Origin of the sequence: Achromobacter sp. ACM02, assembly GCF_014851605.1 — a bacterium.
Classification (GTDB): Bacteria; Pseudomonadota; Gammaproteobacteria; order Burkholderiales; family Burkholderiaceae_B; genus Achromobacter; species Achromobacter aegrifaciens.
Genome location: NZ_JACUZY010000005.1, coordinates 1 through 24,644, shown reverse-complemented (window position 1 = coordinate 24,644; position 24,644 = coordinate 1). Strand labels below are relative to the sequence as shown.

The window sequence follows — 24,644 nt, the reverse complement described above, 5'->3', positions numbered from 1 at the left end:
GGAGGCCGTCAGCGCCCGATCTCCCGGTTCCAGCGCGCGTTGAACGCGGGCCGGGTCTCGTTGATCTGATCCCAGTTCGGTATCTTGGCGTTCGACATATAACCCTGGAATCGCTGCAGCGCGTCCGCGTGGCCCGCTGGCGCCAGCACATTGCGGTTGGACGGGAAATGCCCGCCCATCTCCAGCGCCTTCGCTTGCGCCTGCTCGGACAGCAGGTAGAGCGCCAGCTTCTGCGACAGCTCCGGTTCGCTATTGCCGGCGACCACGCACTCGCCCACCATCAGGATCATCGAGCCCTCCCTGGGCTGCGCATATTCCACATGCACGCCGCGCTTCTTCAGGCGGGTGATGGCCGTGGGTGTCCAGGGAAACAGCACCGCCTCGTCGGCCTGCACCATGTCGGCCAGGCGCGCCGAATCCGGCAGGTATGCACGCACGTTCGGGCCGACCACAGCCGGCCAGTGCGCGAAGCCCGGTCCATAGTTCTGATCGTCGCCGCCCAGGATGCGGTTGATCATCAGGAACGCGTGCAGACCGAAGGTGCTGCTCGAAGCCGACTGGACCACGACCTGGCCCCGGTACTTCGGATCGGCGAGGTCCATCCACGACGTCGGCGGCGCCCAGCCCCGCTCGGCGAACACCTTGGTGTTGTAGCCCAGGCCAGTCATGCCGATGTCGATGCCCGCGGCCATGCGGTCCTTCTTCAGGGCGGTGGGGTACAGCTCCTTCAGCACCGGATCTTCGTTGAGCTGCGTGCACAATCCCATGGAAATCGCGCGCGCCATGACGCCGTCGTCCAGGAACATGAGATGCAGCCGCGGCTTGCCCTTGTCGGCCTGGGCGCGCGCCAGCACCTCGGTCGACATGCCCGGCACCACCACGATCCTGACGTTGTGGGCGCGCTCGAAATCCGGAAATACGTACTGCGAGAACGCGCGCGCCATGTCGCCGCCGTTCATGCCCACGTACAGCGTGGTCTGCTGCGCCGCCGCCCCGGCCGACAACAGCACCGCCAGAGCCGCGCCCAGCAGCCGCCTGCCTGCGCCCAGGCGGCGCTGCCCATCTTGTTTGTTACGCGTCATAGAGTCTCCTGCATGGGCTCATGCGACCTCGCCAACCGGCGCGCCAACGAAAAAAGCCTGGCACGCTACCGTATCCAGGCTTTTTCTCATGGGCCGCCGAACCGTTCAGTTCGGGTAGGTTCCGGGCAGCAGGATGCTGCGGTCGCCGGGCTCGATCGAGCGACGGCCGCACAGCGCCATCGTCGTATCCATTTCCTTGTACAGGATCTCCAGCACGCGGGTCACGCCGGCCTGGCCATAGGCCCCCAGGCCGTAAAGGAAGGCGCGGCCGATCATGGCGCCGCGCGCGCCCAGCGCCACGGCCTTCAGGATGTCCTGGCCGGAACGCACGCCGCCGTCCATCCACACTTCGATCTTCGAACCCACGGCGTCGGCGATCGAAGGCAGGGCGGCGATGGACGACATGGCGCCGTCAAGCTGGCGCCCGCCGTGGTTGCTGACGATGAGCGCGTCGGCGCCGCTATTGGCGGCCAGCTGCGCGTCCTCGACATCCAGGATGCCCTTGATGATGAGCTTGCCGCCCCAACGCTGCTTGATCCATTCGACGTCGTCCCAGCTCAGGCGCGGGTCGAATTGTTCGGCCGTCCATGCCGACAGCGAGGACAGGTCGCTCACGCCCTTGGCGTGGCCGACGATGTTGCCGAAGGTGCGGCGCTTGGTGCCCAGCATGCCCATGCACCAGCGCGGCTTGGTGGCCAGGTTGATGAGATTGCGCAGGGTGGGCTTGGGCGGAGTGGACAGGCCGTTCTTGATGTCCTTGTGGCGCTGGCCCAGGATCTGCAGGTCCAGCGTCAGCACCAGCGCCGAGCAGCCGGCGGCCTTGGCGCGGTCGATCAGGTTGGCGACGAACTCGCGGTCGCGCATCACATAGAGCTGGAACCAGAAGGGTTTCTTGGTGGCCGCGGCCACGTCTTCCAGCGAACAGATGCTCATGGTGGACAGCGTGAAGGGCACGCCGAAGTCCGCCGCCGCCTTGGCCGCCAGGATTTCGCCGTCCGCATGCTGCATGCCGGTCAGGCCCGTGGGCGAGATCGCCAGCGGCATGGTCACGTCGTGGCCCACCATGGTGGTGCGCAGCGACCGGCCTTCCATGTTCACCGCCACGCGCTGGCGCAGCTTGATCTTCTGGAAATCGCTTTCGTTGGCACGGTAGGTGCCTTCGGTCCAGGCGCCGGAATCCGCGTAGTCGTAGAACATGCGCGGCACGCGCTTCTGCGCGATGGCGCGCAGATCTTCGATGCAGGTGATCGTAGAAAGGTTAGCGGTCATGGAGTGGTCTATGGAGTGTTGGGGCGCCAGCTGCGGCTAGTTATTCTTGGACGCCGGGCCGCCAGCTGCGGGCAGCTCCAGCGATTGCGCGGGCCTCCCAGGCCTCGCAACGCCGCCCAGTATACGCGCCGAGGCCGGCAAGCGTTGCTTGCCGGCCTCGTTCGCCCCCCTTATCGCAGGGACTCTTGCGGCCCCTGCGCCCCCGTTATCGCGGCCAGACTTTGGACACGGCCCGGATCGTGGCCCAGGCCACCCAGCGTGGGCTGGTCAGCCGCGCGCCGGGCAGACGGCGCATCACGTCCACGGCCAGCCCGCCGCGCTTGTGCCACTGCTTCTTGCGGGTCTGGCTGTCGGTCCAGCGGCCCTCCAGCCACGGGAACTCGCGGCGGCCCGGCTTGTAGACCGGCGGCGTGTTGTAGATCAGGATGTAAGCCAGCCGCGGCGCCTGCGAGGTATTCGGCCCGGTGAAGTGCAGCGTGCGGGCGTCGTGCACCGTGATGCCGCCCGGGTCCAGGGGCTCCGGCACCGCCTGGTCGCGCGGAAAATCGCCGCAGCATTCCAGCGGATGCAGAGTCTTGTCGCCGCCCGGCGAACGGTGCTCCAGCACATCCCATTTGTTGGAACCCGGAATGAACTGCATGCAGCCGTTTTCCGTGGTGGCCGGCTGCAGCGCCAGCCAGATGCTGAGTTCGTTGTAGATGAAGTCCGGCGAGCGGAAAGCCTCGTCCTGGTGCCACGGCGTTTCCGGTCCGTGCGGCCCAGGCTTGAGCAGGGCGTGCTCGCCATACAGGGCGGCCTCGGGGCCCAGCAGCTGGCGCGCCAGCTCCAGGGTGCGCTCGTGGTACTCGGTCTTCAAGAGGCCCGGGGCATAATGGCGTGGATCGTGCAGGCTGGGAAACTTGGCGGGTTTGGACGGGTCGTCACGGCTCACAAAGTCATACTGCGCACCCTCGTTGTAGCCGGTCTTGTTCGCGAACAGGTCGAGCAGCGTCCTGCGGATGTAACCCACCTCGTCCTGCGGGCACATGTCCTTCAGGGCCAGGTAACCCTGTTCCCTGTAGCGCGCTGTCTCAGCTTCCGACAACAAACTGGTCTCTTCCATAATGGCTTCTCCAAGCTCTGGTAACGGGTGTTCCCGCTGGCACGTTTTGACATGAGCTCTAACGTATCGCCAGGCGTCCCCCCGGCCTATAGATCATCCGCCGTAGTCACTAACGTCTACGTACATCGCCGAGCGCGGCGCCTCATCCAAGAGAGAATCGATGCAAGACCCTAAAGCCGATACCCATATCGAGACCGTGCACGTCACGATCACCGGCACCGTGCAGGGCGTGGGCTACCGCCACGCCACGGTCCGGCGCGCCCACATGCTGGGCGCCAAGGGCTGGGTGCAGAACCTGCCGAACGGCACGGTCGAAGCCATGGTGCAAGGCACCGCCGACCAGGTCGACCACATGCTGGAATGGCTGCGGCGCGGCCCCCCGGGCGCCAGCGTGCAGGAAATCACCACCCGCCGGGAGTACACCGATAAGCGTTACATCCGTTTCGAGCAGCTGTGAGGCCGTCGCCTCTGCTCGCCGTTATGGGCTAGTCTGGTCGGCCGATACGGACGCGAAAGGGAAAAAAGCGCCTGCCGGAAGGCTCAGCGCGTGCGCAGCCAGCGCCCGCCCAGCTGGTTGAAGAGCAGGCCGGCCAGCACGCAGGCCACGCCTACCCATTGCAGCGTCTCCAGGCGTTCGCCGAAGGCCACGGAAGCGGCCCATAGCCCCACCACGGGCACCAGCAGCGAGAACGGTGCGATCTTGGCGGCGGCGTGGCGCGTGAGCAACTGCGTCCACAACGTGTAGGCCACCAAAGTGGCCAGCACCGCCAGGTACAACACCGACAGGATCTCTCCCCAGCCTATGTTCACGATCATGCCGACCACCGGCTGCCAGCCGTCGATCAGCACCGCCAGCAGCAGGAAAGGCAGCACCGGCGCGGCGCTGCTCCAGGCGATGAAGGCAAACGGGTCGTAGCCGGGCGACTTGCGGCTGGCCAGGCGCACGATGATGTTGGACACGGCCCACATGAACGCGCCGCCCAGCGTCAGCACGAAGCCCGCCATGGTCATCTGGCCCGGCCCTTCGCCGCGGCCGCCGGCGATGACCGCCAGCCCCAGCGCCGCCACGCCCAGCCCGATCCAGTGGTGGCGCTGCGCGCGCTCATGCAGGATGGGCGCGGCCAGCAGCAGCGTGAAGAAGGCCTGCGTCTGGATCACCAGCGAAGCCATGCCGGCCGGCATGCCGAACTTCAAGGCGGTGAACAGCAGTCCGAACTGGCCCAGGCCCTGGACCAATCCATACGCCGCGACCCAGCGCCACGGCAGCCTGGGCGCACGCACAAAGAGAATCAGGGGAAAGGCCGCCAGCGCGAATCTCAGGGCGCCCAGCAGCATGGGGGAGAGGCCCCGCATGCCGACTTTCATGGCGACGAAGTTGGTGCCCCAGATGACCACGACCGCCAGTGCGCAGAAATAGTCTTTTCGGGAAAGATGGGTCGTGGTCATGCGGCATTATCGCATCGCGACACCGCTGCTGAACGGAGCAGATCAGCCTGCGTTCAGCACCGTTTCGAAGGCCTGCACAGCCGCGTCGATGTCGGCGTCGCCGATGTGGCGATGAGTCACGCAGCGCAGCCGCGTGCGGCCCCAAGGACGCACCAGCAAGCCCGCCGCCTGCAGGGCAGCCACCCACTCCGTGTTGCTCCTGCCCGTGTCGGCGGTTTCCACCTGCACGATGTTGGTCTGCGGTTCGGTGGCCGAAAGAGCCGGTCCCAGGCGGTTCACGCCCGCGCTCAGGCGGCGGGCGCGGACGTGGTCCTCCGCCAGCCGCCCGGTCATGGTCTGAACGCCTTCCAGGCCGGCCGCGGCCATGATGCCCGACTGGCGCTGCGTGCCGCCCAGCATGCGGCGCAGCACGCGCGCGCGGGCCATGACCGACTGGCTGCCGGCCAACACAGCGCCCACCGGCGCGCTCAGTCCCTTGGACAGGCACAGGGACACGGTATCGGCATGGCAGGCGATCTCGCCCGCCGCCACGCCCAGGGCCACGGCCGCGTTGTAAAGCCGCGCGCCATCCAGGTGCACCGGCACGCCTGCGGCACGCGCCAGGCCATGGACCGCCTGCATGTGATCAAGCGGCAGCACCGCGCCGGCCGCATTGTTGTGCGAGGTCTCCATCGTCACCAGCGCCGTCTTCAACCGGTGGCCGCCAGCCAGCAAAGCGTCCTCCAGGCGGTTCAGGTCCATGGCGCCATCAGAACCGGGCAGACCCAGGTAGAACGAGCCGGTGAACGTGGCCGCGCCGCGTTCGGACGTGTACATGTGGGCGGCCGACTCCAGCACCACCTGCTCATTGCGCTGCGTCTGCGCCAGCACCGCCAGCAGGTTGGCCATGGTGCAGCTGGGCACGAACAGCCCGCCTTCTTTGCCCAACTGCGCGGCCACATACGCCTCGAGCTCGCGCACGGTAGGGTCGCCATCCAGGCCGTCATCGCCGATGGGTGCGGTGCGCATGCGTTCATACATGGCCGCGGTGGGATGGGTGACCGTGTCGCTGCGCAGGTCGACGGGTGCGCGGGCGGCGGCGGAGGAGGTCTGGGTCATGGCTGTCAGTGCTGCAGGATTTTGGAAAGAAACTGGCGCGTGCGCGGCGCACGCTCCTCTACATCGCCGAAGAACTGCTCCTTGTCGCAGTCTTCCACGATCTTGCCGCCGTCCATGAAGATCACACGGTCGGCGACGCGGCGGGCGAATCCCATTTCGTGGGTCACCACCATCATCGTCATGCCTTCGGCGGCCAGGTCGGTCATCACGTCCAGCACTTCGTTGACCATCTCCGGATCCAGCGCCGAAGTCGGCTCGTCGAACAGCATCACCACCGGGTCCATCGACAGCGCGCGCGCGATCGCCACGCGCTGCTGCTGGCCGCCCGACAGCTCGCCGGGGTGCTTGTCCTTGTGCGCCGACAGGCCCACGCGCTCCAGCAGGGCCAGCGCGCGCTGGCGGGCTTCGTCCTTGCCGCGCTTGAGCACCTTGAGCTGGCCCAGGCACAGGTTCTCCGTCACCGACAGGTGCGGGAACAGCTCGAAATGCTGGAACACCATGCCGGCCACCGCGCGCAGCTTGGGCAGGTTGGTACGCGGATCGCCCACCGAAATGCCGTTGACCTGGATCTCGCCCTTCTGGAAGGGCTCCAGCGCGTTCACGGTCTTGATCAGCGTGGACTTGCCCGAACCCGACGGCCCGCACACCACCACGACTTCGCCGCGGCCCACGGTGGTCGAGCAATCGTCCAGCACCTGGAAGTCGCCATACCACTTGCTGACCTGCTTGATCGCTATCATCGGGGGCTTGGAAGAGAGTTGCATTGTTGAAACCTGTGGATAACTGGAAGCGCTGCGCTAGCGCAGCACCCGCGTGCGCTTTTCCAGCAACTTGACCAGGCGGGACGCCGTGAAGCAGATCACGAAATACACCACCGCCACGAATAGATAGAGCTCCACCAGACGGCCGTCGCGCTGACCGATCTTGGCCGCCGCGCCGAGGAAGTCGGTGAGAGACAGGACATACACCAGCGAGGTGTCCTGGAACAGGATGATGATGCGGGTCAAAAGCGCGGGCAGCATGTTGCGGAACGCCTGCGGCAACACCACGTAGCGCATGCCCTGCCAGTGGTTCAGCCCCAGCGCCATGCTGGCCGACACCTGGCCGCGCGCGATGGACTGGATGCCCGCGCGCATGATTTCGCAGAAGTACGCGGCCTCGAACAAGGTGAAGGTGATCACCGCCGAATTGAACGCCCCCACGCGCAGCGGCGTGGGCGACCCCACCACCCAGGCGGCAATGTAGGGCATCAGGAAGTAGAACCAGAAGATCACCAGCAGAAGCGGGACCGAGCGCATCACGTTCACGTAGATGCCCGCCGGCACCGACAGGATCTTGAAGCGCGACAGCCGCATCATGGCCAACAGCGTGCCCAGCGCCAGGCCCATCACGCCCGCCAGCGCGGTCAGCGTGAGCGTGAAGGTCATGCCCGTCTTGAACAGATAGGGCAGCGCCGCCCAGATCACGTCGAAATCGAATTTGCCCATGGTGTCGTCCTAGGGCCTTTTCGCCGAACCGATCAGTCCGGGCACCGCAACATGGCGTTCGAGCAGGCGCATGCCCAGCACCACCACGCCGTTGATGATCAGGTAGATCACCGTGGCGGCGGAAAACGCCTCGAAGATGTGGAAGCTGAATTCCGCCATCGAGCGCGCCTGGCCGGTCAGCTCCAAGAGCCCTATCGTCAGCGCCACCGACGAATACTTGATGGTGCCCATGAACTCGGAGGTCAGGGGTGGCAGCACGATGCGGAAGGCTTCCGGCAGGATGATGTAGCGGTACACCTGCGCCTCGGTCAGGCCCAGCGCCGTGCCCGCCTGGAACTGGCCGCGCGGCAGCGACTGTATGCCCGCGCGCAGTTGCTCGGCCACGCGCGCCGATCCATAGAACCCCAGGCACAGCACCGCGGGAACGAACTGGCCCCAGGGTTGCGGCATCTGCTTCATGGCCAGGCCCCAGGCATGCGGCAGCAATTCGGGCAACACGAAGTACCACAGGAACATCTGCACCAGCAGCGGGATGTTGCGGAACACCTCCACATAGGTCGCGCCCAGCGCATTCATCAGGCGGGAGCTGGCGGTGCGCATCACGCCCAGCACTGATCCCAGCAATAGCGAGAACACCCACGCCGTCAGGGCCAGCGCCAAGGTCCAGCCCACGCCGATGAAGATCGTCTCCAGAAAGGTATGCACGCCGTCCGGCGACATATCCAGGAAGACGCTCCAGCTCCAGTTGTAATTCATGCCCCGTCCCTTGATGGCGATGCCCGCCGCGCCTGGCGGCCGGCGTCCTTGCTAGCAAGCCGCGGGACGCCAGGCGTCCCGCGCACAGCCTGCTTACTCGTACGCCTTGGGATCGCCGGAATCGGTCGGATTGGCCAGCGCGCGCTTGAGCGCATCGCTCATCGGGTACTTCAGGTTGATCTGCTTGGGCGGGATCGGCGCATTGAAATACTTGTCGTAGATCGCGGCCACCTTGCCCGTCTTGATCAGGTCGCGCACGGCATCGTCCACCACCTTCTTGAAGGCCGGGTCATCCTTGGGTTCCATGATGCCGTAGGGCGCCATTTCCAGGCCCTTGGTGCCGATCACGAAGGCGTCGGGATTCTTCGATGAAGCCACCGCGCCATAAGCGATGCCGTCGTCGTTGGCCGAGCCCGCGGCGCGGCCCGATTCCACCATCAAAATGGTTTCGGCGGTGTCCTTAGTCGGCGCCATGGTGATACCCAGGTTGCCCTTGGCGTTCAGCTGCGAGATCAGCCGGAAGGTCTGGCCGCCGGCCTGCGCAGCAATGGATTTACCGCGGAAGGATTCCAGGTTGTTGGGATCCACGCCGCCGTCCTTGCGCGCCACCAGCACCACCTGCGCCACGAAGGTCGTAGGCGCGAACGACACCAGCTTATGGCGTTCGATGTTATTGGTGGTGTTGCCGCATTCCAGGTCGATGGTGCCATTGGCCAGCAACGGAATGCGCGTGGCGGAAGTCGTCGGGTTGTAGCGCACTTCCAGCTTGGGCAGCTTCAGGGCGGCCTTCACGTACTGGGCGACTTCCTGGCAGATCTCCACTGTGTAACCGATCGGCTTCTGGTTGCCGTCCAGATAGGCGAATGGGACCGAGGTCTCCGGATGGCCCAGCGTGATCACGCCGGTTTCCTTGATCTTGTCCAGGCGGCTGGGGCCTTCGGCGTGGGCGGTTGCGGCGCTGCCCAGGAAGGCCGCGGCGACGGAGATCGCAGCAAGTGCTTTCATCTGATTCCCTTGGCGCCGTTCGAGCGGCGCATGTTTATGTTCACGATCGACGGCGCCAGCCAGGCTGACAGCCGCCTCGTCCCGCGATGAGCCCCGCGGCTGGCGAAAAGTATCAACTAGCGGTATGGTTTTATCCAGTTCCAATCGAGTATTCCTCTATACGGATTTGACATGGCCATTCCACGGATGGGCTTGAGACACATCGAGGCGTTCCGCGCCGTGATGATGACCGGCTCCATGACCGCCGCCGCACGGCGCGTGCACACCTCGCAGCCGCACGTTAGCCGCTTAATTGCGCAATTGGAAGCCATTACCCAGTTCGCCTTGTTCGACCGCAATGGCAGCCGCCTGACCCCGACGCAGGACGGGTCGCGCTTCTTCCAGGAAGTGGAAAAGACCTTCATCGGCCTGGCCGGCCTGGAATCGGCGGCGGCCAGCATCCGCTCGTTCAGCGCCAGCCGCCTGAGCGTGGCCGCCATGCCGCGGCTGGCAGGCGGGCTGCTGGCGCGCATCGTCGCGGCCTTCAAGACGGAATACCCGGACGTGATGGTGTCCATCCATTCCGGCAACGCCAGCACGGTGCACAACTGGATCAGTTCGGGGTTCTGCGACACGGGCCTGGCCATGCTGTCGGGAGATTCCCCCGGCATCCAGGTCGAACCGGTATTGACCATGAGCTGCGTCGCGGTGGTACCCAAGGGCCATCGCCTGACCAAGCTGAAAAAGCTCAAGCCCGCGGACTTCGCCGGCGAGCCTTTCGTGGCCTTCACCAGCGGCACGCCGCTGCGCGAGAAAATCGACGCCGTGTTCAGGACAGCCAAGGTCGAACGCCAGACCGTCGCCGAGGCCGGCCTGGGTTCGTCGATCTGCGCCCTGGTCGGCGCAGGATTGGGCGTGGCGCTCATCAACCCGCTGGCCGCGCGCGAGGAATACGCCGCCCACAACGTCGAAATCCGCCCCTTCAGCCCCGCCGTGCCGGTGACGGTGGCGCTGCTGTACCCGCCGTACCATACGCGCACACGGCTGGTCAGCGTGTTTTCACGTTATGCGCACCAGCTCATGCAGGAAGAGATGGGGGATCTGAAGGCGCGGCCGGGGCGGTGACGCCGCGCGCTGGTGCCATCAGCGCTCTGCGGCCCCTTGCTCCAGATAGCGTTGGGCCTCGCCCGACTGCTTCAGCGCCTCCCACTGCGCCAGCGTCAACTGCGGCATCTGGAAAGCCGCCTGCGGCCGGCAATACCAGCCGGGGTTATGCAGCCGCGCCAGCAGGTCCATCGCGGGGCCATCCAGATACAGATGCTCCCGGTCCGCCACCACGTCATCGCGCACGTGCATGGCCGCGACTTGCGCCACGATCAGGCTGCGGCGGTCGATGCGCATCAGTTCATGCACGCGGCACTCGAACGCCACGGGCGACTGCGCCACCCAGGGCACTTCGATGCGCCGCGACGGCGACAGCTGCAGGCCAGCCTCCCGGGACTCGTCCACGTCCGCCGGAAAATCCACCGCCGTCACGTTCATCCGGCCAGCCTGCGGGGCGGATACCAGACTCACGGTGAACTCGCCGCGTTCGGCGATGTTGCGCGCGGTGTCCTTGGGCGCGTCGCCGCGCACGCCGATGCCGACGCAGATCAGCGGCGGATCGCCCGACATCAGGTTAAAAAACGAGAACGGCGCCACGTTCGTCGTCCCTGCGGCGTCGCGCGACACGATCCAGGCGATGGGCCGCGGCACGATCGCCGCGGTCAGCAGCTTGTAGCGCGCCGGGCCCGCCAGGTCATTCAGATCGATGAACATGGCTTATCCCCAGCCCCTCAGTCCCGGCCCTGCGACGGCGCAGCGCCTTGCGCGGCCTTCGCGTCGGCAAAGGCGCGGTCGCTGCGCTTGCAGCGGCAGCGGCCGATCTGGTGCAGCTCGATCAGGTTGCCCACCGGGTCGCGCAGGAACAGCTGCATGAGCTCGGGCGCGGCCACGTTGTCCAGCTTCCAATAGTCCACCGCAAGGCGCTGCAGTTCCGTCTCGGCCGCCGCGATATCGCGCACGGCCAGCGCCACGTGGTTTTCCACAGGATCACAGCCCGGACCTTGGGAATAGGGCGAGGGGCCGTCGCTGCCCAGCAGGTGGATCTGGCAGTCGTTGCCCATGTCCAGGAAGTACCCGGCGATGCCCGGAATCTCCCAGCGGCCACGGTCCGTGTCCAGTCCCAGCACGTCTCCGTAGAACGCGCCCATGGCCGCGACCTTGTCCAGCGACATGCGCACGGCGTGATGATGCAGTTCCAGAACTTCCAGCGCCATTTGTCTCTCCTCGTTTCTCATACGGCCTGCGCCCACGCGCGGCCACGGCTCGAATGTTGGTCCCGGACGAGATGCCGGGGAATGCCGTCTGGCGCAATCCAGAAGTGCAGCAGACGCAACCCTGAAACGCCCGCCCGGTTTGCCCGCCGCGCTATGCTTGGTCACATGAAACCGCTAGACCTGAATCTGCTATTGACCCTGGACGTTCTGATCCAGGAAGGCAGCGTCGTCGGCGCGGCGCGCCGGCTGAACCTGAGCACTCCCGCCATGAGCCGCAGCCTGGCGCGCATCCGCGAAGCCGTCGGCGACCCCGTGCTGGTACGCTCCGGCCGCGGCCTCGCGCCCACGCCTCGGGCGCTGGCCCTGCACGCGCAGGTGCGCCATGTGATCGAACAGGCGCAGGCCGTCTTCACGGCCTTCGGCGAGGACGTCAATCTGGCGACCCTGACGCGCGTCTTTACCTTGCGCGCCAACGATGTGTTCGTGGGCGGCTACGGCGGCCGGCTGCGCGAGCACCTGCGCCGCTACGCGCCCCGCGCCGTGCTGCGCTTCGTCTCCGAAGGCAATCACGACGCCGACGCGCTCAGCGGCGATGCCGACCTCTATATCGGTTCTTCCCAGAAGTTCGGCGCCGACATCAAGGTGCAGACCCTGTTCACCACCGCCTTCTGCGGACTGGCGCGCAAGGAACACCCGATCTTCAAGGCGCCCATCACCCCGCAGCGCTTCTGCGCCTACGACCACGTCAGCGTCTCGCGCCGGGGACGTGCGCACGGACCGATAGACGACACCCTGGAAGAACTGGGACTGGCGCGCCACGTCACGCTGATCACGCCCACCTTCCACGCCGCGATCTTCGCGCTGGCCGATTCCGACCTGGTGCTGCCGTCCATGCCCCAGAACCTGATGCCCGGCGTCGAACGCCTGGGCCTGAAGCTGAGCGCCTTCGAGGTGCCGGTGCCCATGCGCCCGGTCACCGTGGTGCAGGCCTGGCCGCCGCGGCTGGACAGCGACCCCGCCCACCGCTGGCTAAGGCAGACGATCAAGCAGGTTTGCGGCACGCCGCCGGATGCGGCGGCCGCCGCTTAGCAGCCGCTCAGGCTCCGGGCGCTGGCGGGCTTCGATTCCCGCAAATCCAGCCACGCCACCAGCAACAACCCGCCGGCCAACCCCAGGTGTTCAAAGAACGAGTTGGCCGCCATGAAGCGTTCCTGCCCCACCGGCATCTCCCAGAATCTCAGCGCGATCCCGGTCGCCACCAGTGTGAAGGCGGCCAGTGCCAGCGCACCCAGCCATCGCAACCGGCCCGTCAGGATCATGAGCGAAGCGACCAGTTCCAGCGCAATCACCAGCACCGCGAACAAAGGCTCAGGCGACAGCCCGAAATGCGCCATTTCGCGCAGCGCCCCCGGAAAATCGAAGAGCTTCACCAGCCCGCCCTGCAGGTAGGCGGCGCATAGCCCCAGATAGGCCAGGAACCGCAGCGCCGAGGCGCCGAACAGCGGGCGGGCCAAGCCGGCCAGCCGACGTTCCCATTGGAAAGCAGCGTTCATGGCCAACCTCCTCAGACAGCCCAGCAGGAGCAGCCCAGCGCGCCGAAGAAGCCCTGCAGATCGGAGCTGGGCGCATTGGATGCCCATGCGCGGGCATGGTCGTGTCCATGCAGGCCGCAAGAGCTGGCGCACGCGCAGGCCGCCATGTTGCGGTAGCCCAGCGAATTACGGCCGGCGCCGTCAGGATCGCCCCAGGCGCCATAGCCGCCGAACAGCCGGGTAGGCGACCAGTCGGGCATGGCGGGCGGCAGCGGGTTGTCGTCCAGCGGCGCGAACTCTCCCGCGCCGTAGACCACGCGCCCGCCCACCACGGTCAGGTCCGAGGTCAGGAAGGAGATCTCGTCCTCGGTGCAGCTGAAGTAGTCCTTGTCCGGCACGATGAAGTCGGCCAACTGGCCGGGTTCGATGCGGCCGCGCTTGCCTTCCTCGTTGGAGAACCAGGCCACGTTCTCGGTCCACATGCGCAGCGCGGTCTCGCGGTCCAGGCAGTTGCGCGCAGGGTAGAGGCGGGTGCCGCCCACGGTCTTGCCGGTGACCATCCAGGACAAGGACACCCAGGGGTTGTAGGACGCGACGCGGGTCGCATCGGTGCCGGCCGAGACCTTCACGCCACGCTGCAGGATCTTGGCGACAGGCGGCGTGGCTTCGGCGGCCTTTGCGCCGTAGCGTTCGATGAAGTACTCGCCCTGGTAGGCCATGCGGTGCTGCACGGCAATGCCGCCGCCCAGCGCCGCGATGCGGTCGATCGATTTGTCGGAGATGGTTTCGGCGTGGTCGAAGAACCAGTTCAGCCCGGTCAGCGGCGTATCGCGATGCACTTTCTCGAACACGTCCAGCGCGCGCGAGATGGTCTCGTCGTAGGTGGCGTGCAAGCGCCATGGCCACTTGTTCTGCACCAGCACGCGCACGACCTCTTCCAGTTCGCCTTCCATCTCGGGCGGCATGTCCGGACGCTCGACGCGAAAGTCCTCGAAGTCGGCTGCCGAGAACACCAGCATTTCGCCCGCGCCGTTGTGGCGGAAGTAGTCGCTGCCCTGCTTGTACTTCACGCTCGACGTCCAGTTAAGAAAGTCCTCCTTTTCCTGCTTGGGCTTTTGCGTGAAGAGGTTATAGGCCAAACGCACCGTCATCTGATTCTCGTCGGCCAGCTTCTGGATCACGGCGTAGTCGTCCGGATAGTTCTGGAAGCCGCCGCCCGCATCGATCACGCCGGTCACGCCCAGCCGGTTCAGCTCGCGCATGAAGTGGCGCGTGGAGTTGACCTGGTAGTCGAAGGGCAGCTTGGGACCCTTGGCCAGCGTGGCGTACAGGATGGTCGCGTTGGGTTTGGCCAGCAGCAGCCCCGTGGGATTGCCCTGGCCATCGCGCATGATCTCGCCACCCGGCGGATTGGGCGTGGTCTTGGTATAGCCCACCGCGCGCAGCGCAGCGCCGTTGAGCAGCGCGCGGTCATACAGGTGCAGAATGAACACCGGAGTGTCGGGCGCGATGGCGTTGATCTCTTCGATCGTGGGCAGGCGCTTCTCGGCGAACTGATGCTCGGTGAAGCCGCCCACCACGCGCACCCATTGCGGCGCGGGCGTGATCGCGACCTGGCGCTTCAACATGGCCATGGCGTCGGCCAGCGAGCGCACGCCGTCCCAGCGCAGCTCCATGTTGTAGTTCAGGCCGCCACGCACCACGTGGGTGTGATTGTCGAACAGGCCAGGCAAGGCCGCGCGGCGCTTCAGGTCGACGACCCGCGTGCCGGCGCCGGCCAGCGCCATGACTTCGGCATCGGAACCAACAGCCACGAAACGGCCGTTCTTGATCGCGACGGCGCTGGCCTGTGGCTTGCTGCGGTCCAGCGTGGTGATGCGGCCATTGTGGAAAATGACGTCCGGCGTGGCGTTGGACATGTTGGGGTCTCCTTTGGAACTGGCGATGGCGGGGCGTCCCAACATACCGTTGAGCGCCAGGGCGGAAGCTACACCGATAAGGTCGCGGCGGGTAGGCATGCAATATCTCCTGGATGCGGGAACCGGCTCAGCCGTGTTCCTTGTCTTGGGCCTGATGGCGGCCGGGCAATTGCCCGAGCACGTGGCTGACGGCTTTTTCCTTGTCGCAGGCGGCGACAAAGGCGGTACCGTTCAGCAGTTGCCTGCCCACCGGAATGACCTGTTCACCGACCAATATGCCCAGCAGGCCGATCAGCGCCACCAGCGGCGGGGCGGGCGAGCGGACCTGCAAAAGGCTGTAGACCACGCCGACCAGCAGTCCGGCGCCCAGGGAAAGCAGATAGATCTTCATGTGCGTCCTCGCGTTGTGTAGGGGTTATGAGCACGCCGCTCATGCGTGCGTATCGGCCAGGAGCACTTCGGCGTCGTCCAGGGCCATAAGGCGCACATCGGTTTCGTCCCGGATGGCGGCGCCGTCGCCTGAGCCGATCTCCACCCCGTTGACTTGCAATCTGCCCTTGGAGGCGACCAGATAGCCGCGGCGGCGGCCGCGCGCGAAGCGGTAGGTGGCGGCTTCGCCTGCTTTGAGCGCCACCGCAAGCACGCGCGCGTCGCTGCGGATGGGCAGCGCGTCTTCATCGCCGTCGATACCGCTGGCAAGCGTGATGAACTGGCCCTTGCAGGCTTCGCGGGTAAAGGACTTCCGGCCCCAGCTGGGCGGCGCGCCGCGGCGGTCGGGTTCGATCCAGATCTGGAACACATGCGCGGGACCACCTTCCATATTGAATTCGGCATGCGTCACGCCACTGCCTGCGCTCACGACCTGCACCTCGCCAGCGCTGGTGCGGCCGCGATTGCCCAGATCGTCTTCATGGGTGAGCGCGCCTTCCCGCACGCAGGTGATGATTTCCACGTCCGAGTGCAACAAGGGCGGAAACCCTGCGCCCGGTGCGATGGTTTCGTCGTTCCAAGCGCGCAGCGCGCCCCAGTTCATGCGTGCGGGGTCCTGGTAGGCCGCGAAGGAAAAGTGGTGCTTGGCATCGAGCCAGCCGCGGCGTTCGTGGCCCAGGCTCGCAAGCGGACGGCGCTCAATCATGGTGCGCCTCCGTCGCCGGGTTATCGCCGATCATGGCGGCATGCTTCATGTGGTTCATGGACGTGTTCCCGATGCTGCCCGTCAGCGCTTCAAGGCCAGGAAGTGATGCACTTCGGGCTTGTCCGGCCCCATGTGAAAGCGCAGCGCTTCCGCTTGCAGATCGGCATCGGCATGCGACACCCGGTGATGCTGGCGCAGATGTTCGGCCCAGGATTCGACGAAGAACCATTCGACCACCCGCTGCGGGTCATTGGTGTGCTCGACCACGCCCCAGGCATAGGCGCCGTCGCGCAGTCGCTCTTGCGACAGGCGTTGCATCGCATCCAGAAAGGCAGGGCGGTCTTCCTGGCGGATGCGGTACTCCACCTGCACCAGCACCGGACCGCGATCGTGGGCCACAGGTTCAGCAAGCAGCGGCTCCGGCCAGTGATTCGACGCCTGCAGATCCGCCTCGCCGACCGGCAGGCTGGCGCGGTGAAACAACAGCGCAACCGCGACCAGCCCGGCAGCGCTGACTGCCAGTGCATAGGGCACGCCGATCTCGCGCGCCACCAGGCCCCAGCCCAGGCTGCCGGCGGCCATCGCGCCGTTGAAGACCATCAGGTACACCGCCAGCCCGCGGCCGCGCACCCAGTTGGGCAGCACGGCCTGGGCCACGCCATTGAACGTGGTGAGCGCGGTGATCCAGCCCATGCCCAGCACTACCAGCATCAGCACGGCCAGCCATTGCGGCGGCGCGAACACCAGCACGGCCATGACCGCCGCGCTGGCCACCGACGCCAGCAGCACCAGCCCGTCGGCATTCAGGCGGGCGCCCAGCCTGGGCAGCAACAGGGCGCCGATGATGGCTCCTGCGCCCACCGCGCCCAGCAACACGCCATAAAAGCCCGAGGAGCCGCCCAGCATCTGCCGCGCCACCAGCGGCAGCAAGGCCCACACCGCGCTGGCGAACAGGAAGAAGACGGCGGCGCGCAGCAGCACGCGGTGCAGCTCCTTGCTGGCCCGCGTGTAGCGCAGGCCGGCGCGGAATGCGCCGAAGAAGTTCTCCGACAGCGAGCTATCGACGGCCGCGGGACGCTTCCACCACAGCAGTGCGGCAATGACGAACACGTAGCTCAGCACGTCCAGCCCGTAGGTGACCGCCGCGCCGAAGCTGGCGAGGATCAGGCCGCCCGCCGCCGGACCGATGGCGCGCGCGATATTGATGCCCAGCGAGTTCAGCGCCACCGCGCCCTTGAGTTCTTCGCGCGGCACGAGTTCCGGGACGATGGATTGCCAGGTCGGCCCCATCAAGGCCGCGCCGATGCCGCCGACGAAGGTCAGGGCAATCAGGTAATCGACCGTCAGCGCGCCGAAATGCGACAGGAGCAGCAGCGTGCCGCTGACAGAGGCCAGCAGCAGCTGCACGAAGATCAGGAAGCGGCGCCGGTCCAGGATGTCGGACAGCACGCCGGCGGGAATCGCCAGCAGGAAGATGGGCAGGGTCGCAGCGGTCTGGATCAGCGCCACCGCGGCCGGGCTGGCCGACAGATCGGTCACCAGCCAGGAACTGGCCACGTCCCGCATGAAGCTGCCCACGTTGCCCAGCACGGTCGCGGCCCACAGCACGGCGAATACGGACTGGCGCAAGGGCGCGAAAGTGCCGCGCGCGGCGGGATTCTTCTGGTCTGGCATGGGACTCTCCTGGATCGCGCCAGGCGGCATTCGGACCCGCAAGTCCCGCCGCCCGCCGTGTTCAAAACGCCGTGTTCAAAGACAAGGCGCCGGACCGGCCAGACGCTGTCTGGACGATCCGGCTTGCGGTTTACTTGGCGGGGTTGGGGCCGATTCGTTCACCGTGCTGCACGCGCTCTGCCAGCTTGTGCACGTGCGTGACGGCGTAGTCGATGCCCATGCCGTAGGCGCCGGAGTGTTCCTTGACGATGCCGGTGACGGCGTCATAGGTCTCCTTGCGGGCCCAGTCGCGCTGCCATTCCAGCATCACCTGCAACCAGGTCATCGGCACGGCGCCAGCCTGCACCATGCGGTCCATGGCGTACTTGTGCGCGTCCACCGAGGTGCCGCCCGAAGCATCAGCCACCATGTAGATTTCGTACTCGCCTTCCAGCATGGCGCATAGCGCGAAGGTGGTGTTGCAGACCTCGGTCCACAGGCCGGCGACGATGACCTTCTTGCGGCCATTGGCGGCCAGCGCGTCGCGCACGTTCTGGTCGTCCCAGGAATTCATGGAGGTGCGCTCCAGGATCTTGTTCTCGGGGAACACAGCCAGCAGTTCGGGGTAGGTATTGCCGGAGAAGCTGTCGGTTTCGACGGTGGTGATGGTGGTGGGGATATTGAAGGCGCGTGCGGCCTTGGCCAGGCCCACCACGTTGTTCTTCAGGGTCTGGCGGTCGATGGATTGCACGCCGAAGGCCATCTGCGGCTGCTGGTCGATGAAGATGATCTGGCTGTTCTGCGGGGTCAGGACTTCGAGGTATTTGTTGGCGGACATGGCGGATCTCTCTTTAAGGAAAACTATCAAATAGGGCGGCAGCAAAGAATTCGGTGTAGCTGGCAAACCATTCCGGTCTGCCCCGTTGCGACGATGGCGGGGTGCCGCTGGAAGGTCCCGTGCATCTCGTCTGTCGGTGTATGCATAGTAGGGAGAGGCCGCTTTCCTGAGAACCCGCAGCATGGAATTCCATCCTTTCCATTTTTTGCATGATGACCATGGCGTGACAGTCTCTGCTGCACTGCGTTCAACACCATTCTTGTCCATGCCATAGGCAGGGGCTATCATCGGCGCGGGCATTTCCCGAGAACACAAGATGAGCAAGCTGCCGGATTTAGAGGGTTGGGCGATCTTCGCCAAGGTCGCCGATACAGGGTCGTTCGCCAAGGCGGCGGCCGAGTTCGGCTTGGCGCAGGCCACGGTTTCCAAGACCATCAGCCGTCTGGAAGCGCGCATGAAGACCACGCTGTTTCATCGCACCTCCCGCAGCATGACCTTGACCGAATCCGGCTACGCGGCGCTGGAACGCGCAGCGCGCATATTGGAGGAAGGCGAGGCCGTCGAATCCGAGGTGACGGAAAAGTCGAGCAGCCTGCGCGGCAAGATCAGGCTGTCCGCGCCCATGTCCTTTGGGGTCACGCATCTGGCGCCGATGCTGCCGCCATTCATGCAGGCCAATCCCGACGTGGCCCTGGAAATCGAATTCAGCGACAAGCAGGCCGACCTGGTCTCGGAACGCTTCGACCTGGCGCTGCGCATCTCCAACCTGGTGGACTCGACGCTGCTGGCGCGGCGGCTCTGCTCGGTGCGCATCCTGCTGGTGGGCGCGCCCAGCTACTTCAAGCGCGCGGGACGCCCCAAGCATCCAAAGGACCTGGCGCAGCACACGGCGCTGCAATACATGTATGCGCGCAACGGCGCGAGCTGGCGCTTCCGCCATGAAAAACACGGCGAGTTTTCGCAGTCGCTGCCGGTGCACCTGAACGTGAACAACGCCGAAGCCCTGACGCCGGCGCTGCAGGCGGGCATGGGTCTGGCCCTGCAGCCCGAGTTCCTGGCGTGGAAGGATTTGCAATCGGGCGCGCTGGAAACCGTGATGGACGACTGGCAGGTGGATCCCATCGCCCTGCACATCGTCACCCCGCCTGGCCGCCGCCGGCCGGCCCGGGTGCAGGCGTTCATTGAATATCTGGCCGAGCGCTTGACGGCCGAGCCTTGGGCGAATGATGTGCAGGTGTAGAAGGATTGCGTTGTCCGGGCCGCGCCGGACTGGCGCATGAAAAAGGGGCTGCGCAAGGCAGCCCCTTTTCTATGGCGTCCAGGATCTCTGCCGAGATCCTGCGTGTAGGCAAACGCATAACCTGAGAAACCTTGTCCTTTTCAAACAAGGCCTTACAGTCGGCGTGACCGCATAAGATGAGACAACAGGATGCGTAAATTGAGAATTTATGCTCGTTGCCGCTCCAGGAAAGACCGCTGAAGCATTGGGAAATCAGGTTCTCCCATCAGCAAACGCGGTCACCATCTACGAATGGCAATGTCAAAAAAACTGCCTGTTTGCAGGGCGATTTTAGCCTGCTTTCCCTTGCAAAGGTGGTCGATTTGTGGCGGTTACGCGGATGCATGGTTAGGCATGCATCCGCCCTTGCTAGCAACGACCTTAGGACTGCGCCTGCTTGATAAATAGTTCCCATAGGAGCTCCGCGGCCCCCTCTTGGGACAGGTGCTTGTCACGACCACTACCCCAAGCCATCCCCATTGCCTTGAGATGCTGCGACTGGTCACCAGCCACTGGAGTAAGCATCTCGTTGTAGGAACCATGTGAGGCGGACGAATCGTACGAGAACGCGACTCCATTGCTGCGCCCGAGCGAATCAAGCCGCACCGAACACTCCGCAATTTTCTTCCCGCTGCGGTAGAGGATGGCCGCCATGCGCCGCGAGTCAATACGGTCGAACGTACCGGAGACGTCTGGGTTGCGCTCACCAATGGCTTGGACGGAACCCTCGAAGAATCTACATATGTAGTCGAAGCTTGAACGCACGAAATTGTCCGCATCCTGCTCCGTGAACTCCTGCTTGAGGCGTAGATTGCTCGACCGAGGAAGGCTAGATTCGCCAACAACTTCCCCTGATGCTGCGAATTTGGCTTTCGCAGGCTTCGAGACCACCCCGCCTCTTCTCTCAACAGCCTGACGAACCTGCTTTGCCACATCGGCAAGCGCTTCATCACGGTCGGGCCAGGAGGCGATGGGCCGACCGTCTCGAGGGACAGCCAAGAGCTGCCCAAAGGGAGCCCTGTGCCAGTCGCAATGGCGCAAGATGACCGGAATAACTCGCGCCTGCCCGGCATGATGACGCTCCATGGCCCGCGCCATCTCTCGAGAGTAGCAGTAGGGAGAATTGATGAAGTCCGAACTGACGAGCAACAAGATAACGTCGGCCGCCTCGAGTTGGCTAAAAATAGCATCGTCGACCATGTCCCCGGCAACGATGCGACGGTCATGCCACGCTTCGACTAGACCCTCGTGCTTAAGCAAAGCGAGGTGGGCTTCGAGTTCGTTACGAAAAACCTCGTCCTTGTGGCTGTACGAGAAGAAGATAGTTGTCATACGTTTGCCAATCCAGCGATGGATACCTTGTGTTAGATGAGCCCGTGGAGTCGAGCGATAAGTCCCACCGCGTTGACGTGGGGGAGGCCCTGCCCTATAGGTTGATTGTCTCCTGGTCGACAAACCTTCCGTACGATTGCAGTGCGGGTATCAGATGAGCATCTGCGTAGGCACAACCGGAGGTGCCCAGCACTTTCTGTCCCTGTTTATCGGCAGAGTCCGGCGAATGCCCCTTGCCTTCTATGAGAGCGGCCAGCATCTGAGAGTAGCCCGGCTCCCAAGCCGTGAGGCCGGGAAAACTTGTGCGCATAGCAGACAGGATGCGCATGCCGGACCAATCCAGGTCACCCCAGAAGAAAGCCTGAAGGGCATCCTTGCCAAAGAGCCAGGACTCAAAGCCATCTCGAAGGTTTTGACTGAGGCTGCCACGCGCCGCATAGAAAAGAGAGCAACCATCCGGTGTGCGCAACCGCTGAGCACTTCCCTTGAAGCCTGACGCGTAGACCAGTGCGAGCCCGCCAAACGCCGAGCTCGTCGAACGAATTGCGCGCTCGAAGCTCATGAGGTTTTCGATGAAAAGCACGCCTTGACAGTCCGCCGGCGGCAGGAACACCTGCAACTGAATCGGAGATTCCGGAAACGGGCATTCATCGACTCCCAAGACTGCGGCGACGAGTCCCTGCCGCTTGTCCAGGACCTTCGACATGCCCCAGAACAGCTGTGAGGAAACTTCGCGGAGCAGCAACGGCTTGTCGGCAAGCGCGGGGAGTTTGTTCAGCCGTTCGACAACCTCTGCCATAGTGTGGTCCGGCATGTCGATGCAGAAATCGGAGACAGCGGCCCTAACCTCAGCGGCCCCCTGAAGCCCGTCACGGACAGCCTCGCGCCAGCGTTCAACCGCAGATTTGACGCGCTGTGCGCGACCAACCGCCCGCCTCACCTCGACCTCGTTGGCGGCCGTGACACGTGGCGAGTCAGCGTAGCCAGAGCGGGAGCGGATAGCGCTGGTTGGCTTGACCGTGAGCCAACCACAACGCGCCAACTCGACAGCATGTCCCCAAAGCTCTTCTTTTTCCGACTCCCGCTGAGCTTCGTAGAGAGCCGGCCAAGTTTGCTCCGAGAGAGCGACTGACCGTGCACGAGCACTTCCCCTTTGCTCGGCCGAATCCATTCGGTCCACGAGTAGGTTGAGCAGTTGCTGAACTGGCGAGGACTGAAGCCACAGCGGTTGCTCTGTCACTTCGTAGCTCCTGTGAACTCTTCAGCCTCTGCCGCATCAAAGAGCAGCTTGGCTTGTTCGCGAATCGCTTGACGCTGGGCCTCCCAAACCTCACGCATGCGGTCCTTTTTGAAGATGCGCTCGTCGCACTCGGAGACGAAGTCAATTTCACCGTTGTCTGGTACGTTCATGCGGCTGAAGCTGAACTCGCGGTCGAACTCAGGGCGCAGCGCGCCAGCGTGCTTGGTCGGCATGGCGCTGACCAATTGCAGGCCCATACTATCTCGCAGATACCGCAAGACAGCACGTGCACGCGACTCGTCCATGCGAGAGAAGGACTCGTCGCTGACAAGCAACTTCAAGCTGGCACCTTTTTCGAAGAGGCGCAGGCGGTTGGTCACAACTGCAGCGCGAACGATGTACGCAGGCGTCTCCAACTGACCACCCGAACCCGTTCCCCACGTCGACAGGGCAATACGGCCGCCGCTGTCCGAATCGTTCCAGATTTCGTAGCGTCGGTAGTTGCGGTAGTCAGCGATTCGTAGCAGCTCGCGCCCCGCCCGGTCCTGGTCTTGGTCCAGGAGTAGCTTGACCAGGCGGTCACGGACCTCGATGTGCTTAGGCGAAAGCTCCGTCTCCCCGAACAGGTCCACCGATTCCGGCGAGTCGGCCAGTTCCGCAACGGCTGAGAAGAAGCTGTAATACTCCTGGAACTCGGGCTCCCACTTAGACCAGTCAATGTTGAAGCGGTCGGTGCCGAACTTCAGCTTTTCGAGTTCGACATTCAACTGACTTAACATCCGAACGCCTTCGTCGACCTTGCTTTTTATTTCAACGCAGAACTGCTTGGTGAAGACGTCGTGGAAGGAGCGTTCCGCTTCCTCAACCTTCGCGCGGTTGTTGTACAGTCCGATGCTCTCCAGCTCGTTGTGAAGCGTGCTGACCAGACGCCCAAGGAGGACCAGAGGGCCGTAGTAGGGGTCGAAGGACCGTGCATCCGTCAGGTGCGGCAGTGCAGCCTGAAAACGTTCTTCGGCCCGAACGGCGGCGTTGTACTCGGCCAGCATTTCGCGCACGTCCCCCAGATGTTTTTCGGGTTGAGTGCGTAGGTTACTGAGCCGCGCATGAACGGCTGGAATTTCGTATGTATGCGAGGTGATGTAGTCGTCGACCTCTTGGGCCATTACCGTGTACGTCTTCTCTGAGTTTGCTTCGCAGAGGTGCTTCAGGCGCCGAATCTGGTTTTCACGCTCCAGGAACCGAGCATCCAGGCCTGCGTTGATGCGTTCGATGACGCCTTGCGCGACCGTGATGCGCTGCTTTGCGAGCGTCACTTCCTCCTTAGCCGACTCAATAGCCGAATCGTGTGCTCGAATGACCTTTTCCAGTCGGTCCAGCTCCGCTTGCAGCTGTTCGACCTCGGTCAAGTTGATTTGCGACAGCGACCAACGCGTGGTGTCGAGGTCGCTGGCGAATTGGACCAAGGGCCGGGCATCGAACGTCGGCTCCTTCAGTGCGGTAAGCAACTTCCGAAAACTCTCCAGGGTGCCCTGAGAGCGCTCCAGCTCACTGATACCCTTGTCGGCGGCCTCTAGCATTTCAGTGGTGCGCTGCAACGCCCGCTCACGAGCCTTGCGACCGAGCACAAAATCTCGGCGCTCGCAGATGAACATCGTCATCGAGCCGCTCCCCTTACCGTCCTTGGTCAGGCCGCGCGGGGTACGCCGCAGCTCTTCGGCGTCCGCCACTTTCACCACATATCCGAACTGTTCGATGAGGTAAGCCTGCGCGATAGGGTGGTCGGTGCGCAGCTCATGGATAATGGATGTGCCCGGTACTCGCAACGGGTCGGCGCGGTCCAGACATCGTTTCCCTTGAACGACCTTCGAGCGCGAATCCCAGGACTGCAGGAAATTAATCGTGCGGGCCTCCCAGTCCGGCTTGACGATGAGGTTGAAGCGCGCGCCGTCCATGTAGGCCTCGATGGCGCCTTGCCACTCTTCGGAGACCGGCTCGACTAGGTCGCACAGCACCTGGACACCTGAATCGGGCAGCTTTTCCCGAATTCGTGTTGGTTTGCACTGAAAACTGACCCAGCGTTTGCATCGAAAACTGACCCAGCCCTAATTTGATTGGGAAAGGGTTGCCACAGATTTGGCTGTTTTACGCTCCTTTTTGGGCTGTGTGCTGCTGTT

General features: G+C 64.5%; 24 protein-coding genes. 4 read left to right on the top strand and 20 right to left on the bottom strand.

What is annotated here, in order from left to right; translation table 11 throughout:
• Positions 1-8 precede the first annotated feature (8 nt).
• From IB258_RS16050 to IB258_RS16040, 3 genes are all read right to left on the bottom strand, one after another.
• Positions 9-1,082 (bottom strand): extracellular solute-binding protein, encoded by a 1,074-nt coding sequence (locus IB258_RS16050; protein WP_119449787.1) that lies wholly within the window; start codon positions 1,080-1,082, stop codon positions 9-11.
• Positions 1,083-1,187: 105 nt separating this feature from the next.
• Positions 1,188-2,351, bottom strand: a complete 1,164-nt coding sequence (locus IB258_RS16045) for an alpha-hydroxy acid oxidase (RefSeq protein WP_054455749.1) — start codon at positions 2,349-2,351, stop codon at positions 1,188-1,190.
• 205 nt (positions 2,352-2,556) lie between these two features.
• The gene (locus tag IB258_RS16040; protein WP_054455751.1) at positions 2,557-3,453 is read right to left on the bottom strand and encodes a phytanoyl-CoA dioxygenase family protein; all 897 of its coding nucleotides are present in this window, start codon (positions 3,451-3,453) and stop codon (positions 2,557-2,559) included.
• A 160-nt stretch (positions 3,454-3,613) separates the two neighbouring features.
• On the opposite strand from IB258_RS16040, the gene IB258_RS16035 reads away from it, so the two are divergent.
• Positions 3,614-3,910, top strand: a complete 297-nt coding sequence (locus IB258_RS16035; protein WP_054455753.1) for an acylphosphatase — start codon at positions 3,614-3,616, stop codon at positions 3,908-3,910.
• Positions 3,911-3,993: 83 nt separating this feature from the next.
• On the opposite strand, the gene IB258_RS16030 is transcribed toward IB258_RS16035, so the two are convergent.
• From IB258_RS16030 to IB258_RS16005, 6 genes are all read right to left on the bottom strand, one after another.
• A complete protein-coding gene (locus IB258_RS16030; RefSeq protein ID WP_054455755.1) occupies positions 3,994-4,899 on the bottom strand; it encodes an EamA family transporter in 906 nt (301 codons plus the stop codon).
• Between the two features lie 42 nt (positions 4,900-4,941).
• A complete protein-coding gene (locus IB258_RS16025) occupies positions 4,942-5,997 on the bottom strand; it encodes a low specificity L-threonine aldolase (protein ID WP_054455757.1) in 1,056 nt (351 codons plus the stop codon).
• 5 nt (positions 5,998-6,002) lie between these two features.
• Positions 6,003-6,737, bottom strand: coding sequence for an amino acid ABC transporter ATP-binding protein (locus tag IB258_RS16020; RefSeq protein ID WP_041652034.1), 735 nt, complete (start codon positions 6,735-6,737; stop codon positions 6,003-6,005).
• Positions 6,738-6,794: 57 nt separating this feature from the next.
• Positions 6,795-7,484 (bottom strand): amino acid ABC transporter permease, encoded by a 690-nt coding sequence (locus IB258_RS16015; RefSeq protein WP_192352879.1) that lies wholly within the window; start codon positions 7,482-7,484, stop codon positions 6,795-6,797.
• A gap of 9 nt (positions 7,485-7,493) precedes the next feature.
• Positions 7,494-8,240 (bottom strand): amino acid ABC transporter permease, encoded by a 747-nt coding sequence (locus IB258_RS16010; protein ID WP_054455762.1) that lies wholly within the window; start codon positions 8,238-8,240, stop codon positions 7,494-7,496.
• Between the two features lie 93 nt (positions 8,241-8,333).
• Positions 8,334-9,245, bottom strand: a complete 912-nt coding sequence (locus IB258_RS16005) for an amino acid ABC transporter substrate-binding protein (protein WP_192352878.1) — start codon at positions 9,243-9,245, stop codon at positions 8,334-8,336.
• A 171-nt stretch (positions 9,246-9,416) separates the two neighbouring features.
• Between IB258_RS16005 and IB258_RS16000 the strand changes: the two genes are divergently transcribed.
• Positions 9,417-10,349 (top strand): LysR substrate-binding domain-containing protein, encoded by a 933-nt coding sequence (locus IB258_RS16000; RefSeq protein WP_082401101.1) that lies wholly within the window; start codon positions 9,417-9,419, stop codon positions 10,347-10,349.
• Between the two features lie 18 nt (positions 10,350-10,367).
• On the opposite strand, the gene IB258_RS15995 is transcribed toward IB258_RS16000, so the two are convergent.
• Positions 10,368-11,042, bottom strand: a complete 675-nt coding sequence (locus IB258_RS15995) for a flavin reductase family protein (RefSeq protein ID WP_192352877.1) — start codon at positions 11,040-11,042, stop codon at positions 10,368-10,370.
• A gap of 17 nt (positions 11,043-11,059) precedes the next feature.
• Positions 11,060-11,542, bottom strand: a complete 483-nt coding sequence (locus tag IB258_RS15990) for a VOC family protein (protein WP_054455770.1) — start codon at positions 11,540-11,542, stop codon at positions 11,060-11,062.
• Between the two features lie 165 nt (positions 11,543-11,707).
• On the opposite strand from IB258_RS15990, the gene IB258_RS15985 reads away from it, so the two are divergent.
• On the top strand, positions 11,708-12,631 hold the full coding sequence (locus IB258_RS15985) for a LysR family transcriptional regulator (RefSeq protein WP_054455772.1): 924 nt from the start codon (positions 11,708-11,710) through the stop codon (positions 12,629-12,631).
• On the opposite strand, the gene IB258_RS15980 is transcribed toward IB258_RS15985, so the two are convergent.
• From IB258_RS15980 to IB258_RS15955, 6 genes are all read right to left on the bottom strand, one after another.
• The gene (locus tag IB258_RS15980) at positions 12,628-13,095 is read right to left on the bottom strand and encodes a DoxX family protein (protein ID WP_054455774.1); all 468 of its coding nucleotides are present in this window, start codon (positions 13,093-13,095) and stop codon (positions 12,628-12,630) included. The two genes, IB258_RS15985 and IB258_RS15980, sit on opposite strands and share 4 nt — an antisense overlap.
• An 11-nt stretch (positions 13,096-13,106) precedes the next feature.
• Complete coding sequence (locus IB258_RS15975) at positions 13,107-14,993, bottom strand: amidohydrolase (protein ID WP_054455776.1); 1,887 nt, start codon at positions 14,991-14,993, stop codon at positions 13,107-13,109.
• 127 nt (positions 14,994-15,120) lie between these two features.
• Positions 15,121-15,384: a XapX domain-containing protein gene (locus IB258_RS15970; RefSeq protein ID WP_054455778.1), complete on the bottom strand. Its 264-nt coding sequence runs from the start codon at positions 15,382-15,384 to the stop codon at positions 15,121-15,123.
• A gap of 39 nt (positions 15,385-15,423) precedes the next feature.
• Positions 15,424-16,128, bottom strand: a complete 705-nt coding sequence (locus IB258_RS15965; RefSeq protein WP_119449783.1) for a pirin family protein — start codon at positions 16,126-16,128, stop codon at positions 15,424-15,426.
• Between the two features lie 81 nt (positions 16,129-16,209).
• Positions 16,210-17,802, bottom strand: a complete 1,593-nt coding sequence (locus IB258_RS15960) for an MFS transporter (protein WP_192352876.1) — start codon at positions 17,800-17,802, stop codon at positions 16,210-16,212.
• 130 nt (positions 17,803-17,932) lie between these two features.
• Complete coding sequence (locus tag IB258_RS15955; RefSeq protein ID WP_054455784.1) at positions 17,933-18,619, bottom strand: hydrolase; 687 nt, start codon at positions 18,617-18,619, stop codon at positions 17,933-17,935.
• A 316-nt stretch (positions 18,620-18,935) separates the two neighbouring features.
• Here IB258_RS15955 and IB258_RS15950 point away from each other — a divergent pair, with 316 nt between their 5' ends.
• A complete protein-coding gene (locus IB258_RS15950; protein ID WP_119449782.1) occupies positions 18,936-19,859 on the top strand; it encodes a LysR family transcriptional regulator in 924 nt (307 codons plus the stop codon).
• 420 nt (positions 19,860-20,279) lie between these two features.
• On the opposite strand, the gene IB258_RS15945 is transcribed toward IB258_RS15950, so the two are convergent.
• The 3 genes from IB258_RS15945 to IB258_RS15935 form a co-directional block, all read right to left on the bottom strand.
• The gene (locus tag IB258_RS15945) at positions 20,280-21,230 is read right to left on the bottom strand and encodes a toll/interleukin-1 receptor domain-containing protein (protein WP_192352875.1); all 951 of its coding nucleotides are present in this window, start codon (positions 21,228-21,230) and stop codon (positions 20,280-20,282) included.
• 94 nt (positions 21,231-21,324) lie between these two features.
• Positions 21,325-22,029 (bottom strand): Wadjet anti-phage system protein JetD domain-containing protein, encoded by a 705-nt coding sequence (locus IB258_RS30380; protein ID WP_225590421.1) that lies wholly within the window; start codon positions 22,027-22,029, stop codon positions 21,325-21,327.
• A 437-nt stretch (positions 22,030-22,466) separates the two neighbouring features.
• Entirely contained in the window at positions 22,467-24,482 is a 2,016-nt protein-coding gene (locus IB258_RS15935; RefSeq protein ID WP_370539837.1) for an SbcC/MukB-like Walker B domain-containing protein, read from the bottom strand.
• Positions 24,483-24,644 lie beyond the last annotated feature (162 nt).

Excerpts from the sequence above, each read along its gene's own strand:
- IB258_RS16050 (WP_119449787.1), bottom strand. The coding sequence starts at position 1,082 with ATGACGCGTAACAAACAAGATGGGCAGCGCCGCCTGGGCGCAGGCAGG.
- IB258_RS16045 (WP_054455749.1), bottom strand. The coding sequence starts at position 2,351 with ATGACCGCTAACCTTTCTACGATCACCTGCATCGAAGATCTGCGCGCC.
- IB258_RS16040 (WP_054455751.1), bottom strand. The coding sequence starts at position 3,453 with ATGGAAGAGACCAGTTTGTTGTCGGAAGCTGAGACAGCGCGCTACAGG.
- IB258_RS16035 (WP_054455753.1), top strand. The coding sequence starts at position 3,614 with ATGCAAGACCCTAAAGCCGATACCCATATCGAGACCGTGCACGTCACG.
- IB258_RS16030 (WP_054455755.1), bottom strand. The coding sequence starts at position 4,899 with ATGACCACGACCCATCTTTCCCGAAAAGACTATTTCTGCGCACTGGCG.
- IB258_RS16025 (WP_054455757.1), bottom strand. The coding sequence starts at position 5,997 with ATGACCCAGACCTCCTCCGCCGCCGCCCGCGCACCCGTCGACCTGCGC.
- IB258_RS16020 (WP_041652034.1), bottom strand. The coding sequence starts at position 6,737 with ATGATAGCGATCAAGCAGGTCAGCAAGTGGTATGGCGACTTCCAGGTG.
- IB258_RS16015 (WP_192352879.1), bottom strand. The coding sequence starts at position 7,484 with ATGGGCAAATTCGATTTCGACGTGATCTGGGCGGCGCTGCCCTATCTG.
- IB258_RS16010 (WP_054455762.1), bottom strand. The coding sequence starts at position 8,240 with ATGAATTACAACTGGAGCTGGAGCGTCTTCCTGGATATGTCGCCGGAC.
- IB258_RS16005 (WP_192352878.1), bottom strand. The coding sequence starts at position 9,245 with ATGAAAGCACTTGCTGCGATCTCCGTCGCCGCGGCCTTCCTGGGCAGC.
- IB258_RS16000 (WP_082401101.1), top strand. The coding sequence starts at position 9,417 with ATGGCCATTCCACGGATGGGCTTGAGACACATCGAGGCGTTCCGCGCC.
- IB258_RS15995 (WP_192352877.1), bottom strand. The coding sequence starts at position 11,042 with ATGTTCATCGATCTGAATGACCTGGCGGGCCCGGCGCGCTACAAGCTG.
- IB258_RS15990 (WP_054455770.1), bottom strand. The coding sequence starts at position 11,542 with ATGGCGCTGGAAGTTCTGGAACTGCATCATCACGCCGTGCGCATGTCG.
- IB258_RS15985 (WP_054455772.1), top strand. The coding sequence starts at position 11,708 with ATGAAACCGCTAGACCTGAATCTGCTATTGACCCTGGACGTTCTGATC.
- IB258_RS15980 (WP_054455774.1), bottom strand. The coding sequence starts at position 13,095 with ATGAACGCTGCTTTCCAATGGGAACGTCGGCTGGCCGGCTTGGCCCGC.
- IB258_RS15975 (WP_054455776.1), bottom strand. The coding sequence starts at position 14,993 with ATGTCCAACGCCACGCCGGACGTCATTTTCCACAATGGCCGCATCACC.
- IB258_RS15970 (WP_054455778.1), bottom strand. The coding sequence starts at position 15,384 with ATGAAGATCTATCTGCTTTCCCTGGGCGCCGGACTGCTGGTCGGCGTG.
- IB258_RS15965 (WP_119449783.1), bottom strand. The coding sequence starts at position 16,128 with ATGATTGAGCGCCGTCCGCTTGCGAGCCTGGGCCACGAACGCCGCGGC.
- IB258_RS15960 (WP_192352876.1), bottom strand. The coding sequence starts at position 17,802 with ATGCCAGACCAGAAGAATCCCGCCGCGCGCGGCACTTTCGCGCCCTTG.
- IB258_RS15955 (WP_054455784.1), bottom strand. The coding sequence starts at position 18,619 with ATGTCCGCCAACAAATACCTCGAAGTCCTGACCCCGCAGAACAGCCAG.
- IB258_RS15950 (WP_119449782.1), top strand. The coding sequence starts at position 18,936 with ATGAGCAAGCTGCCGGATTTAGAGGGTTGGGCGATCTTCGCCAAGGTC.
- IB258_RS15945 (WP_192352875.1), bottom strand. The coding sequence starts at position 21,230 with ATGACAACTATCTTCTTCTCGTACAGCCACAAGGACGAGGTTTTTCGT.
- IB258_RS30380 (WP_225590421.1), bottom strand. The coding sequence starts at position 22,029 with ATGGCAGAGGTTGTCGAACGGCTGAACAAACTCCCCGCGCTTGCCGAC.